Source organism: Comamonas humi, from assembly GCF_054782535.1.
Genome location: NZ_BAAGSH010000012.1, coordinates 20771 through 34567 on the forward strand (window position 1 = coordinate 20771; position 13797 = coordinate 34567).

Genomic DNA, 13797 nt, shown 5'->3' on the forward strand with positions numbered 1-13797 from the left:
TGAATTGCCGCGCATTGTACAAGCCCGTTTTTGCCCTGATTGGCCGCGGCTGTTACGCAGCGTTTCTACAATCGCTGCCTATATGTTTGTCCATCTGCGCATCCACACCGAGTTTTCCATCGTCGACGGCACCAACCGCATTGGCGACCTGATCAAGCACGCGGCGGGCGACGGCCAGCCCGCCATGGCCGTCACCGACCTGAACAACCTGTTCGGCGGCGTCAAGTTCTACAAGACCGGGCGCGACAAGGGCGTCAAGCCCGTGCTGGGCGCCGAGCTGGCCATGGAGCCCGAAGCCGCCGGCGGCAACCCGTCGCGCATCATCGTGCTGATCCAGAACGAGCAGGGCTACCTGAACCTGTCCGAGATCCTGGCGCGCATGTGGACGGCCGACGCCGTCAAGGGCCAGGTGATGTGCACCTGGGCCTGGCTGACCGAGCTGTCGGGCGGGCTGATCGTGCTGTCCGGCGCGCAGGCCGGCCCGGTGGGGCAGGCGCTGTTGCGCGGCGACGAGGCCGGTGCGCGCGCGTCGGCGCTGCGCCTGGCCGGGCTGTTTCCGCACCGTTTTTACATCGAGTTGCAGCGCGCCGGCCGCAGCGACGACGAAACCCACGTCAGCGCCGCCGTGGCGCTGGCCGCACACCTCAAGCTGCCGGTGGTGGCCACGCACCCGGTGCAGTTCGGCAAGCCCGACGAGTTCGAGGCGCACGAGGCGCGGGTCTGCATCGCCGAGGGCGAGACCCTGGGCAACAACAAGCGCATCAAGCGCTTCACCCGCGACCAGTACCTCAAGAGCAGCGCCGAGATGCAGGCGCTGTTCGCCGACGTGCCGTCGGCCATCGCCAACACGGTGGAGATCGCGCGCCGCTGCAGCCTGACGCTAACGCTCGGCGTGCCGCGCCTGCCCGACTTTCCGACGCCAAACAACATCCCGATCGCGGATTTCTTCCGCGACGAGTCCTTCAAGGGCCTGGACGAGCGCCTGGTGCTGCTGTACCCGGACGAGAAGAAGCGCGAGGCGCAGCGACCGCGCTACGTGGAGCGGCTGGAGTTCGAGCTGAACACCATCCTGAAGATGGGCTTCCCGGGCTACTTCCTGATCGTGGCGGACTTCATCAACTGGGCCAAGAGCAACGGCTGCCCCGTGGGGCCGGGCCGCGGCTCGGGCGCGGGCTCGCTGGTGGCCTATGTGCTCAAGATCACCGACCTCGACCCGCTGGAATACAACCTGCTGTTCGAGCGCTTCCTGAACCCCGAGCGAGTGTCCATGCCCGACTTCGACGTGGACTTCTGCCAGAGCAACCGCGACCGGGTGATCGACTACGTGAAGGAGCGCTACGGCAAGAATGCCGTGAGCCAGATCGCCACCTTCGGCACCATGGCCGCGCGCGCGGCCATCCGCGACGTGGGCCGGGTGCTGGACATGAGCTACACCTTCTGCGACGGCATCTCCAAGCTCATCCCCAACAAGCCGGGCCTGCACGTCACACTCAAGTACCCGCCCAACCCGCCCAAGGAGGGCGACAAGTACACCTACGCCATCAAGGAAGAGCCGGTGCTGGCCGAGCGCATCGAGAAGGAGGAGGACGTCAAGACCCTGATCGAGATGGCGCAACGGCTCGAGGGCATGACCCGCAACATCGGCATGCACGCCGGCGGCGTGGTGATCGCGCCCGGCAAGCTCACCGATTTCTGCCCGCTGTACCAGCAGCCGGGCAGTACCTCGGCGGTGGCCATGTACGACAAGGACGACGTGGAGGCCGTGGGCCTGGTGAAGTTCGACTTCCTGGGGTTGGCGACGCTGACCATCCTCGAGATCGCGCGCGAATTCATCATGAAGCGCCACAAGGGGCAGGAGAACTTCGCCTTCGAGAACATCCCGCTCGACGACTACCCGACCTACAAGCTCTTTTCCGACGGCAAGACCGAGGCCGTGTTCCAGTTTGAAAGCCGCGGCATGCAGGGCATGCTGCGCGAGGCCAAGCCTTCGCGGCTGGAAGACCTGATCGCGCTGAACGCGCTCTACCGCCCGGGGCCGATGGACCTGATCCCCAGCTTCGTGGAGCGCAAGCACGGGCGCGAGAAGGTGGAATACCCGCACCCCATGGTCGAATCCGTGCTCGCCGAGACCTACGGCATCATGGTCTACCAGGAGCAGGTGATGCAGACCGCCCAGGTGCTGGGCGGCTACAGCCTGGGCGGCGCCGACTTGCTGCGCCGCGCCATGGGCAAGAAGAAGGCCGAGGAAATGGCCAAGCACCGCCTGATCTTCCGCGAGGGCGCGGCCAAGAACGGGCTGGACGAGACCAAGGCCGACGAAGTCTTCGACCTGATGGAGAAGTTCGCCGGCTACGGCTTCAACAAGTCGCACGCCGCCGCCTACTCGCTGCTGGCCTATCACACGGCCTGGCTCAAGGTGCACTACACGGCCGAGTTCTACTGCGGCAACATGACCGTGGAAATGGACAACACCGACAAGCTGAAGGTGCTGTACGAGGATGCTCTGAAGATGGGCATCAGCTTCGAGCCGCCGGACGTGAACCGCGGCACCTACCGCTTCGAGCCGGTCACCGACCTGGTGGTGCGCTACGGGCTGGGTGCCGTCAAGGGCACGGGCCAGCAGGCCATCGAAGCCATCGTTGCGGCCCGCAATGGCGAAGGCACCGGGCCGCAGGGCCACGTGAAGGGGCCGTTCAAGAGCCTGTTCGACTTCTGCGTGCGGGTGGACCGCCAGCGCATCAACAAGCGCACCGTCGAGGCGCTGATCAAGGCCGGCGCCTTCGACAGCCTGCAGCTCAACCGCCGCTCGCTGCTCACCTCGCTGGACACGGCCTTCGAGTTCGCCACCGCCGTGCATGCCAACGCCAACCAGGGCGGCCTGTTCGACATGATGGGCGAGGACGCCCACGGCTCCAGCACCCAGGAGCCCGAGCTGGCCAACGTGCTGCCCTTTAGCGTGAAGGAGCGCCTGGTGCTGGAGAAGACGGCCGTGGGCTTCTACCTGTCGGGCCATCTGTTCGACGAGGTGCAGCACGAGGTGCGCCAGTTCGTGCGCACGCCCATCGCCAACCTCAAGGACAGCCGCGAGACGCAGACGGTGGCCGGCATCATCAGCGAGCTGCGCATCATCAACGGCCAGCGCGGCAAGCTGGCGCTGTTCAAGCTGGACGACAAGTCCGGCGTGATCGAGGCCTCGATGGACGAGGCCATGCTCAATCGCCACCGCGACCTGCTCAAGGAAGACGAGTTCGTCGTCGTCAGCGCCCGGGTGCAGAACGACCACTTCAGCGGCGGCCTGCGCGCCAAGATCCAGCACATGTGGGACCTGGCCGCCGCGCGCAGCCGCTTCGGCCGCTACCTGTACGTGCAGGTGCAGCAGCGCCAGCCCGACGTGGCCCGCTTGCTGCAGGAGTTCCCAGCGATGGAGGAGAGCACGGAGCAGGGCGTGCTGCGCCACGGCCTGAAGATCCGCCTGGGCCTGGTCTGCCAGGCGCCGCAGGAGCCCGAGCACAAGGCGGCGGTGGAGATCAACCTGGGCGATGGCTGCCGTTTCTACCCCAGCGACGCGGCCATGAGCGCCTGGAGCGGAGAGGTCGGCCACGAGGCGATGCGCATCGTTTACGAAAGCGCTGTTTGAAGTAGGTGAATCCGGCTCCATATGGGTAACCAGGCGTTCTCTGCCCTATAGAATGAATTGCAAATGGCCACGAAACCTCTTCCTCCCGCAACGATCCAACCGAAAACCCCGCCGGACGACGGCGGCTCGTTGGTGGTGGAGCGTGTCACGCAGCGAGTCGAGCCGCCGCGCCTGCACCAGGTGCTGATGCTCAACGACGATTTCACGCCGATGGAGTTCGTGATTGACGTGCTGCAGCACTTCTTCGGGAAGGACCGGGAGACGGCGACGCAGATCATGCTGAAGATCCACTTGGACGGGAAAGGAGTGTGTGGCGTGTACTCTTTCGAGGTGGCAGAGACGAAGGTAGCGTTGGTGATGGATGCCGCGAAGCAAGCCGGGCATCCGCTGCAGGCAGTGACGGAACCTGTTGAATAAACGGATTTCGTCCTGATCTAGGGTGCAGTGAAAGTATTCGGCAGGCAATAAAGGAGTTTCAAATGATTGCTCAGGAACTGGAAGTCAGCTTGCACATGGCCTTTGTCGAGGCGCGGCAGCAGCGCCACGAGTTCATCACCGTGGAGCACCTGCTGCTCGCATTGCTCGATAACCCCAGTGCGTCGGAGGTGCTGCGCGCATGCTCCGCCAACATCGACGACCTGCGGGTGTCGCTCACGAATTTCATCAAGGACAACGCCCCCCAGGTGGCCGGCGAGGACGAGGTGGACACCCAGCCCACGCTGGGCTTCCAGCGCGTGATCCAGCGCGCCATCATGCACGTGCAGTCCACCGGCAACGGCAAGAAGGAAGTGACGGGCGCCAACGTGCTCGTGGCCATCTTCGGCGAGAAGGATTCGCACGCCGTCTACTACCTGCACCAGCAGGGCGTGACGCGCCTGGACGTGGTGAACTACATTGCCCACGGCATCAAGAAATCTGACGCCCAGGAGCCCGCCAAATCGGACGCCCCGCAGGAATCCGAGGACGGCGCCGCGCAGGGCGGCGAGCGCAGCGAAAAGGCTTCGCCGCTGGAGCAGTTCACGCTCAACCTGAACCAGGCAGCCAAGGAAGGCAAGATCGATCCGCTGATCGGCCGCCAGTACGAGGTGGAGCGCACCATCCAGATCCTGTGCCGCCGGCGCAAGAACAACCCGCTGCTCGTCGGCGAGGCCGGCGTGGGCAAGACGGCGATCGCCGAGGGCCTGGCCTGGCGCATCACGCAGAACGACGTGCCCGAGGTGCTGGCCGAGGCCACGGTGTACTCGCTCGACATGGGCGCGCTGCTGGCGGGCACCAAGTACCGCGGCGACTTCGAGCAGCGCCTCAAGGGCGTGCTCAAGGCGCTGAAGGACAAGCCGGGCGCGATCCTGTTCATCGACGAGATCCACACGCTGATCGGCGCTGGCGCGGCGTCGGGCGGCACGCTGGATGCGTCCAACCTGCTCAAGCCGGCGCTCTCCAGCGGCCAGCTCAAGTGCATCGGCGCGACCACGTTCAACGAGTACCGCGGCATTTTCGAGAAGGATGCGGCGCTGTCGCGGCGCTTCCAGAAGATCGACGTGGTCGAGCCCTCGGTGCCCGAGACGGTGGAGATCCTCAAGGGCCTCAAGAGCCGCTTCGAGGAGCACCACAGTGTCAAGTACGCCACGGCCGCGCTGGTGGCCGCGGCCGAGCTGTCGGCCAAGTTCATCAACGACCGCCACCTGCCCGACAAGGCCATCGACGTGATCGACGAAGCCGGTGCCGCGCAGCGCATCGTGCCGGTGAGCAAGCGCAAGAAGACCATTGGCAAGGCCGAGATCGAGGAGATCGTCGCCAAGATCGCCCGCATCCCGCCTGCCAACGTCAGCAACGACGACCGCAGCAAGCTGCAGACGCTGGAGCGTGACCTCAAGAGCGTGGTCTTCGGCCAGGACAAGGCGCTGGAGGTGCTGGCGTCGGCCGTGAAGATGTCGCGCTCGGGCCTGGGCAAGGTGGACAAGCCGATCGGCTCCTTCCTGTTCAGCGGCCCCACCGGCGTCGGCAAGACCGAGGCCGCCAAGCAGCTGGCCTACATCCTGGGTATCGATCTGATCCGCTTCGACATGTCGGAGTACATGGAGCGCCATGCGGTGAGCCGGCTGATCGGCGCGCCTCCGGGCTACGTCGGGTTCGACCAGGGCGGCCTGCTGACCGAGGCCATCACGAAGAAGCCGCACGCGGTGCTGCTGCTCGACGAGATCGAGAAGGCGCACCCGGACATCTTCAACGTGCTGCTGCAGGTGATGGATCATGGCACGCTGACCGACAACAACGGGCGCAAGGCCGACTTCCGCAACGTCATCATCATCATGACGACGAACGCGGGTGCCGAGACCATGAACAAGGCGACCATCGGCTTCACCAACCCGCGCCAGGCCGGCGACGAAATGGGCGACATCAAGCGCCTGTTCACGCCCGAGTTCCGCAACCGGCTGGACGCCATCGTCAGCTTCCGGGCGCTGGACGAGCAGATCATCCTGCGCGTGGTCGACAAGTTCCTGCTGCAGCTGGAGCAGCAGCTGGCCGAGAAGAAGGTGGAAGTCACTTTCACCGACAAGCTGCGCAAGCACCTGGCCAAGGCCGGCTTCGATCCGCTGATGGGCGCGCGGCCGATGCAGCGCCTGATCCAGGACACGATCCGGCGCTCGCTGGCCGACGAGCTGCTGTTCGGCCGGCTGGTCGACGGCGGCCGCCTGACGGTGGACTGGAACGACAGCGACCCGGCCAAGGCCGAGGTGCAGCTCGACATCCAGCCGCTGCCCAAGAAGGAGCGCGCCAAGCAGGAGCCGCCCGAAGAGGAAGTGGCGGCCGACTGAGCGCCGCGTGGTGTGAACCAAACAGCCGCTTTCGCGGCTGTTTTCTTTTTGCCACCCACCGCCGATACACTCACGGCGGTAGGAAATCGTTCCAAGGAGCCGTCGCGCGTGGACTGGAGTTGGCAGAAACTGATCTCGCATGAGCACCTGATGGCCACGCTGTCCGTGGTCTGGTCGGTGTACGTGGTGGTCGTCGGGGTGTGGATCCTGATGCAGCGCCGCGCGCCGGTGGCCACGATGAGCTGGCTGCTGTCCATGGCCGCGCTGCCGGTGGTGGGCCTGGTGGTGTACTACTTTCTGGGGCCGCAGCGCTTCAAGCGCCAGCGCATCAAGCGGCTCAGGGCGCGCAGTCGCTCGCAGGTGCAGGAGACAGTGCGCCGCATCCGCGAGGTGGACCCGAACCCGCCGCCCAAGCTGCTGCAACTGGCCAAGCTGGTGCAGGTGGCCAGCGGCTTTCCGATCAGCACGGCCACGCGCATCGATTTCCTGAGCGGCGGCGCGGCCACCTTCGACAGCATCTTCGCGGCCGTGGCCGGCGCCGAGCGGCACGTGCACCTCGAGTACTACATCTATGAGCCCGACGCCACCGGCACCCGGCTGCGCGACCTGCTGATCGAGCGCGCCCGCGCCGGCGTGCAGGTGCGCCTGCTGGTGGACGCGCTGGGCTCCAAGGCCATCGCGCGCGGCTTCTGGCAGCCGCTGGTGGATGCGGGCGCCGAGTTCGCCTTCTTCCACCCCACGCGCATCGGGCGGCGCCTGCGGCCGGTGATCAACTTCCGCACCCACCGCAAGATCCTGGTGGTGGACGGGCGCATCGGCTACACCGGCGGCGTCAACATCACCGACGAGGAGGACGTGCGCATCCGCCCCGATGCCTACCACGACGCCCACCTGCGCGTGGAAGGCCCCATCGTCAACTGGCTGCAGACCGCCTTCCTCGAGGACTGGGCCTACGCGCTGGACAAGACGCCGCAGGACGCGCCCGCCGACCTTGACGACCTGCTGCCCGAGCTGCCCAACGGCCATCACCTGATGCAGGTCATGACCTCGGGGCCGGACAACCCGCTCGAGGCCATCCACCGCGTGCACCTGGCTGCCATCCACACCGCCACCGAGCGGGTCTGGCTGACCACGCCGTACTTCGTGCCTACCGAGGCGGCGATCTACGCGCTCACCGGCGCCGCGCTGCGCGGGCTGGACGTGCGCCTGCTGGTGCCCGAGAAGTCCGACTCCATCTTCGTGACCGCCGCCGCGCGCTCGTACTTCGACGACCTGATCGCCACCGGCGTCAAGGTCTACGAGTACCAGGCGCGCATGCTGCACTCCAAGACCATGCTGGTCGACGACGACGTGGCCATCATCGGCACGGCGAACTTCGACAACCGGAGCTTCCGCCTGAACTATGAGGTCTGCGCCGTGGCCTACGGGCCGCTGCTGGCCGGGCAGCTCGAGGCGCAGTTCCTCAGGGACCTGGAAAAATCGCAGCTGGTGCACCACCAGCGCCTGCAGCGCTTCACCGCGCGGCTGGGCGACTCGGTGGCGCGGCTGTGCTCGCCTTTGCTCTGAGGCTTTGCGGGCATACTAGCGCCCCATGGCTGAGCTCAACACCTTCTTCTGGCACGACTACGAAACCTTTGGCGCGGTGCCCCGGCGCGACCGGCCCGCGCAGTTCGCGGGCATCCGCACCGACATGGACCTCAACGAGATCGGCGAGCCGGTCATGCTGTACTGCCGGCAGGCGCCCGACTACCTGCCCAGCCCCGAGGCCTGCCTGATCACCGGCATCACGCCGCAGCAGTGCCAGGAGCAGGGCGTGCCCGAGCATGCCTTTGCCGCCGCCGTCGAGCAGCACCTGGGCCAGCCCGGCACCATCGGCGTGGGCTACAACACCATCCGCTTCGACGACGAGGTGACCCGCTACCTGCTGTGGCGCAACCTGCGCGACCCCTATGCGCGCGAATGGCAGAACGGCTGCGGCCGCTGGGACCTGCTCGACGTGGTGCGCATGGTCTACGCGCTGCGCCCCGAGGGCATCCAGTGGCCGAAGAAGGCCGACGGCAGCGTGAGCTTCAAGCTCGAGGACCTGGCCCGCGCCAACGGCCTGGCGCACGCCCAGGCGCACGACGCGCTCAGCGACGTGCGCGCCACCATCGCGCTGGCCCGGCTCATCAGGCAGCTGCAGCCGCGGCTGTTCGAGTTCGCCCTCAGCCTGCACAAGAAGGACCGCGTGATGCAGGAGCTGCGCCTGCCCGCGACGGCGGCCACGGCGCGGCCCTTCCTGCACGTCTCGGGCATGTTCCCGGTCGAGCGCGGCTGCCTGGCGGTGATGTGGCCGCTGGCCCAGCACCCCACCAACAAGAACGAGATCATCGCCTGGGACCTGGCGCAGGACCCGTCCGGCCTGGCGGCGATCACCGCCGACGAGCTGCGCCTGCGCCTCTTCACCAGCGCGGCCGACCTGCCCGAGGGCGTGACGCGCCTGCCCATCAAGAGCGTGCACCTGAACAAGTCGCCGATGGTAGTGGGCAACCTGCGCACGCTGAGCGACGCGCAGGCCGCGCGCTGGGGCATCGACCTGGAGCAATGCTCCCGCCACGCCGAGGCCGCCCAGGCGCTGCCCGACATGAGCGCGCTGTGGAGCGCCGTCTACCAGCGCCCGGCGCCGGACGAGGTGGACGTGGACCAGGACCTGTACGGCGGTTTCATCGGCCAGGGTGACCGCCGCCGATTGCTGCAGCTGGCGGCCCTGCACCCGCAGGAGCTGGCCGTGGCCCGCCCTGGCTTCGACGATGAGCGCCTGCCCGAGCTGCTGTGGCGCTACCGCGCGCGCAACTTCCCGCAGACGCTGAACGCCGAAGAGCAGCAGCGCTGGCGCGAGCACTGCGCCGCGGTGCTGATCGACGGGCTAGGCGGCGCGCGCACCGCCGAGCAGATGTTCGCCGAGATCGACACGCTGTCCGAGACGGCGGACGAGCGCGGCGAGGAGATACTGGGCGCGCTCTACGATTGGGCCGAGGCCGTGGTGCCCGAGGTGTGATGCAAAAAAAGGAGCTGCTGGCGCTTGTTATATAAGGATTTCAAAGATAAATGTATTTGAAATCCACGGTGATCAAGCGCGAGTAGCTATGAATTTTCAGTAGCGCAGCGCCGCGCGCACGAACCAGCCCTGGCCGCGCTCGTCGCCGCCCAGGCGGGCGCGGTACTGCAGCGACAGGTCCAGGTACGAGCGCGGCGCGTGGTGGGCATCCTCGCGGAACCAGTAGCGCAGCCCCACGCCCAGGCCGGCGCCGGCGGCGCTGCGCTGGCCGGAGGCCACGGGCCGCGACTGGTAGTCCCAGCCCAGCACCGCGTGCGGGAACAGCACCAGGCGCGACTGCGCGTCGCCCATGCGAAAACTCCGTCCCGCCTGGGCTTCCACCGTGCCATAGGTCTGCTTCTGGCGGAAGAAGCGGCCGGCCTCGGCGTAGACGTTCAGCGTGGTCCAGTCGGGTACATCCATGCGCAGGTCGGTGCCCGTGCCGCCGGAGTAGCCCAGCCGCAGCAGCCAGTCGCTGCTGGACAGCGAACCCACGCGGATGCGGCGCTCGGCCGAGACCACCAGGTTGTGGTCGCGCAGCGGCTTGGCACGCAGGCCCAGCGAGGCCAGTGCGGTGTCCGCGGCGGTGGCGTCGCCATTGCGGCTGTAGACGGACTGCGCCATGCCGCCGTACAGCTCCCAGAAGCGGCCGTCGCCAAAGCCGGAGGGCCGCCAATAGCCTTCGGCCACCACCTGCGCGGCATCGCCGTACGGCGTGGGCTGGCCCGCGGCGCTGCCCGGCGGCAGGCCGCGGTAGCCCAGCAGCGCATTGACGCCCCAGGTGCGCGCGCGGCTTTCCACCTCGCGCCGGGTCTCGAACTGCTGCTGCGGCGTCAGCTCCAGCGCGCCCGCGGCCTGTGCATCGAGCGCCTGCTCGAAGTAGGCGATGGACTGCCGGTTCTCGCCCAGGCGGCTCGCCGTGTAGGCTCCGTCGCGCAGCGCGCCAGCGGGCAGGCTGCCGGCCTGCTGTGCGCGGTCGAAGATGCCCAGCGCCATGCGGTCGTCGCGCGCGAGGATGGCGAGGTAGGCCAGGTTGGCATCGGTGCTGGTCTGGGCGACGCCTCCGGCCTCCAGGGCCGCGCGCGCATCCGCCGTGGCTTGCTGCCCGTGGCCCAGCGCGTGGTGCAGGCGGCTGCGCTGCGCGAGCAGTTCGGCATCGGCGGGATGGGCCTGCAGTGCGGCATCCGCCTCTTGCAAGGCTTGGCCGGGCTGGCCATCGGCGGCCAGGGCCTGCAGGCGCAGCACGGCGTAGGTTGTGCGCGCGGGGTCGAGCTGCATGGCCTGGTGCGCCTGCTCTGCCGCTTGTGCGTAGTGGCCTGCCGCATACGCATCGTAGGCCTGCTGGGCCAGCGCGTGGGCCGTGTCCGTGGCTGAAGCCACGGCAGGGGGTGGCGCCGGGCTTGGCGGCGCACTGGCTGGAGGCTCGTCGGTGGCGGGTGATGGTGCTGGCAGCGGCGCAGGCGCCCGTTGAACGGGTTGAGCGCGCTGGGCATGCGGGCGCTGTGCCGCGGTGCGGGGTGCGCTGGCCGTGGTGGGTGCTGCGGGTGCTGTTGCAACGGCCACGGCCGGGGCCGAGGGCTCCTGGCGGGGCGCCTGCAGGCGGCGGCGGGTGTCGGCCAGCAGCGACGCAATGGCGGTATTGCCGGGCGCCAGGCGCTGCGCGCGCTCCAGCTCGGCCACGGCGCGGCGGTCGTCGCCGCGCTGCAGGGCCTCGAAGGCCTTGTCGAGGTAGGGGTAGATCTGGAAGCGGCGGCGTTCGCTGACGCCGGGGCCCAGGTCCAGCGGGTGGGCCGCGCTGGCGGCGGCGGCGCAGGCCAGGGCCAGCGCGCAGAGGCGGGGGACGAATGTCATGGCGGTGGCCTTATTGGTCATATGCCAGCAGGTGGACGGGCTCGGCGGCGGCGCTGGCGGCGCGCAGCAGCTGCGCCATCGACGGCTGCAGCCTGCGCTGGATGCGCAGCGCCTCGTCCAGGGCCGCGGCGCCCAGCACCCCTTGCTGCACCAGCAGCGTGCCCAGGGCGAGGTAGCGGCGCTCCTGGCGCAGCAGCACGGTGGCGAGCACGGCGGGGTCGATCGCGCCCAGCGCCAGCAGCACGTCGCTCAGCAGCAGCTGGCGCGAGACGTAGCGGGTCCACAGGTGCTGGGCCTGCACCGGCGACAGGCGCCGGTCGTGCACGGCCTGCGCCAGCAGCTCGTGCGCGGGCTCGGTGTCCTCGGGGTCGTACAGGCGGCGCAGCTCGACCGTCACCTCGCCGGTGGGGGCGATCACGCAGCGCACCGGGCGCCGCAGCTTGCGCTGCAGCGCGGCGAACGAGACGGGGTCCAGGCCGGATTCGCTGGCCAGCACCAGCGTGTCGCCCTCCTGGCGCAGCGGCACCACGCGGTAGTGCAGCGCGATGGCGTAGGGCACCAAGCTGGCGGTCGCCCCAGGAATGGGCCGGCCCTGCAGCGATTCGCACGCCAGCCCCTGCTGTGCGGCGACGGCGGCCGCCAGCTGCGGGCCGCTGATGGCGCCGCGGTGCACCAGCGCGTGGCCGAGCGAGAGCCCGCGCACTGGGTGTTGCTGCGCCTGCTGCAGCGCGGCGGGCGTCAGCACGCCCTGGTCGAACAGTACCTGCTCCAGTGCTTGCTGCGGGCGCGCGGCTTCGCCCAGCGAGGGAAAGTCGTGGTCGGTCTTGGCCCAGGCCATGCGGCGGATGTCCTGTGCCCGCAGCGCCTGCGCCACGGCGCGCCAGTTGGCCAGGAAGTTCACCAGGTTGCCCCAGAGCAGGCGCGGCACGGCCACCAGCCCCTGGGCGATGCCGTAGTTGGCGGTGACGAAGTACATGCGCTGCGCGATGCGGTTGAGCATGAGCACGAAGTTGGCGGCGAGCAGCAGCGAGAACCAGCGCTCGCCCTCGAAGATCGACAGGAAGCGGTAGCTGTCCGGCACCAGCTGCTGGTACAGCCAGATGGCGAACAGTTGCACGGCCAGCAGGCTGCCCAGGAAGCTGGCGAAGTTGGTGATGACGCCCTTGCGGTCGCGCCACAGGAAGTAGTTCAGCGCCGCGCCGCGCGACCAGCCCAGCGTGCGGTAGCCCTGGATGACGATGCCGGTGATCCAGCGCGACTTCTGCCGCACGGCGGCCGACAGGGTGTTGGGAAAATACTCGCGCACCGAGACCACGCTGACCGCACTTGCGTTGCGGCCCCAGTGGCGCCACGGCTTGCGCTGGCCCGGCTGCTTGGCCTGGGCCAGCGTGGGAAAGCGCACGAACACCTCCTTCAGGCCCAGCTGCTTGAGGCGGAAGCCGATGTCGTAGTCCTCGGTCAGGCTCTGGGTGTCGAAGGCCATGCCGTGGCCCTGTTCGCGCAGCGCGGCAATGGCGCGGCGGCTGAAGCAGGTGCCCACGCCGGCGCTGGGCACCTGGCCCACCAGCGCCTCGCGCACCACCATGTCCTTGGCGTGCATCTCGGCGAATTCGTCCAGGTAGTGGCCGCCGGTCATGTCGACGAGCGGGCGCTCCAGCGGGTACACGGGCAGCTGGATCAGGTCCTTGCGATCAACCAGGTGGTTGAACAGGCGCAGCTCCTGCGGGGAGAGCACGTCCTCGGCGTCGTGCAGGATGAAGCCGGCAAACGCAATGCCCGAGCGCTGCTCGAACTGCCAGATCGCCTCGAGCACATTGTTCAGGCAGTCGGCTTTGCTCGTCGGGCCGGGGCGGGCGCAGACCACCGAATGCACGTTGGGAAAGCGCGCGCGCACCTGCTCCACCTCGGCCCGGGTCTGCGGGTCGTTGGGGTAGGTGCCGATGAAGATGTGGTAGTTCTCGTAGTCCAGCGTGGTGGCCGCGAGCTGCGCCATCGCGCCGACCACGCCGTGCTCCTGCCAGGCGGGCACCATGATGGCCAGGGGCTTTTCCTCCGGCGCCGCCAGCGCGGCGGCCGCCATGGGCTGGTGGCGCGTGTAGACGAAGAGTCGGCGCCACAGGCGGCGGCACCAGTAGACGAGGTCGATGAAGAGATCATCGAGGCTGCTGACCAGGATGACGACGGCGACGAGCACCGCGATGGACTTCAGCGCGTAGAGATAGGTCGTGAAAATATCCAGCCAGAACACGGCGCGGCTTCTCCTGAAAAGCGGGGAGTGCGCTGCGCGCAGGGCAGCGCCTGGCCCCGGGCGGGCCGGGGCTCAAGATTCGTTGGGGTAGGAGAGCGGGCTCTCCGCGGCGGGCGCCACGCAGGTGGCACGTCAATGCGCTTGGCTGGGGCCGGGCCTGCGTGGCAGG

At 68.2% G+C, this 13797-nt stretch carries 7 protein-coding genes; 5 read left to right on the forward strand and 2 right to left on the reverse strand.

Features of this window, described 5'->3' with window-relative positions; all coding sequences use genetic code 11:
* Positions 1 to 82 precede the first annotated feature (82 nt).
* From dnaE to sbcB, 5 genes are all read left to right on the forward strand, one after another.
* Positions 83 to 3637 carry a DNA polymerase III subunit alpha gene (dnaE, locus tag ACYVKR_RS13625; RefSeq protein WP_460481459.1) on the forward strand — a complete coding sequence of 1185 codons (3555 nt, stop codon included), beginning with the start codon at positions 83 to 85 and terminating at the stop codon, positions 3635 to 3637.
* 63 nt (positions 3638 to 3700) lie between these two features.
* Positions 3701 to 4054 (forward strand): ATP-dependent Clp protease adaptor ClpS, encoded by a 354-nt coding sequence (gene clpS / locus ACYVKR_RS13630; protein ID WP_460481460.1) that lies wholly within the window; start codon positions 3701 to 3703, stop codon positions 4052 to 4054.
* A 62-nt stretch (positions 4055 to 4116) separates the two neighbouring features.
* A complete protein-coding gene (clpA, locus tag ACYVKR_RS13635; protein ID WP_460481461.1) occupies positions 4117 to 6453 on the forward strand; it encodes an ATP-dependent Clp protease ATP-binding subunit in 2337 nt (778 codons plus the stop codon).
* A gap of 108 nt (positions 6454 to 6561) precedes the next feature.
* Positions 6562 to 8019 carry a cardiolipin synthase gene (gene cls, locus ACYVKR_RS13640; protein ID WP_460481462.1) on the forward strand — a complete coding sequence of 486 codons (1458 nt, stop codon included), beginning with the start codon at positions 6562 to 6564 and terminating at the stop codon, positions 8017 to 8019.
* A gap of 25 nt (positions 8020 to 8044) precedes the next feature.
* A complete protein-coding gene (gene sbcB / locus ACYVKR_RS13645; RefSeq protein ID WP_460481463.1) occupies positions 8045 to 9490 on the forward strand; it encodes an exodeoxyribonuclease I in 1446 nt (481 codons plus the stop codon).
* 96 nt (positions 9491 to 9586) lie between these two features.
* On the opposite strand, the gene ACYVKR_RS13650 is transcribed toward sbcB, so the two are convergent.
* Together ACYVKR_RS13650 and ACYVKR_RS13655 are read right to left on the reverse strand one after the other, a co-directional pair.
* Positions 9587 to 11380 (reverse strand): NfrA family protein, encoded by a 1794-nt coding sequence (locus tag ACYVKR_RS13650; RefSeq protein WP_460481464.1) that lies wholly within the window; start codon positions 11378 to 11380, stop codon positions 9587 to 9589.
* Between the two features lie 10 nt (positions 11381 to 11390).
* Positions 11391 to 13628, reverse strand: coding sequence for a phage adsorption protein NrfB (locus tag ACYVKR_RS13655; RefSeq protein WP_460481465.1), 2238 nt, complete (start codon positions 13626 to 13628; stop codon positions 11391 to 11393).
* Positions 13629 to 13797: the final 169 nt, after the last annotated feature.

Coding starts and splice junctions, on each gene's coding strand:
- ACYVKR_RS13650 (WP_460481464.1), bottom strand. CDS start 11,380: ATGACATTCGTCCCCCGCCTCTGCGCGCTGGCCCTGGCCTGCGCCGCC.
- sbcB (WP_460481463.1), top strand. CDS start 8,045: ATGGCTGAGCTCAACACCTTCTTCTGGCACGACTACGAAACCTTTGGC.
- clpA (WP_460481461.1), top strand. CDS start 4,117: ATGATTGCTCAGGAACTGGAAGTCAGCTTGCACATGGCCTTTGTCGAG.
- clpS (WP_460481460.1), top strand. CDS start 3,701: ATGGCCACGAAACCTCTTCCTCCCGCAACGATCCAACCGAAAACCCCG.
- dnaE (WP_460481459.1), top strand. CDS start 83: ATGTTTGTCCATCTGCGCATCCACACCGAGTTTTCCATCGTCGACGGC.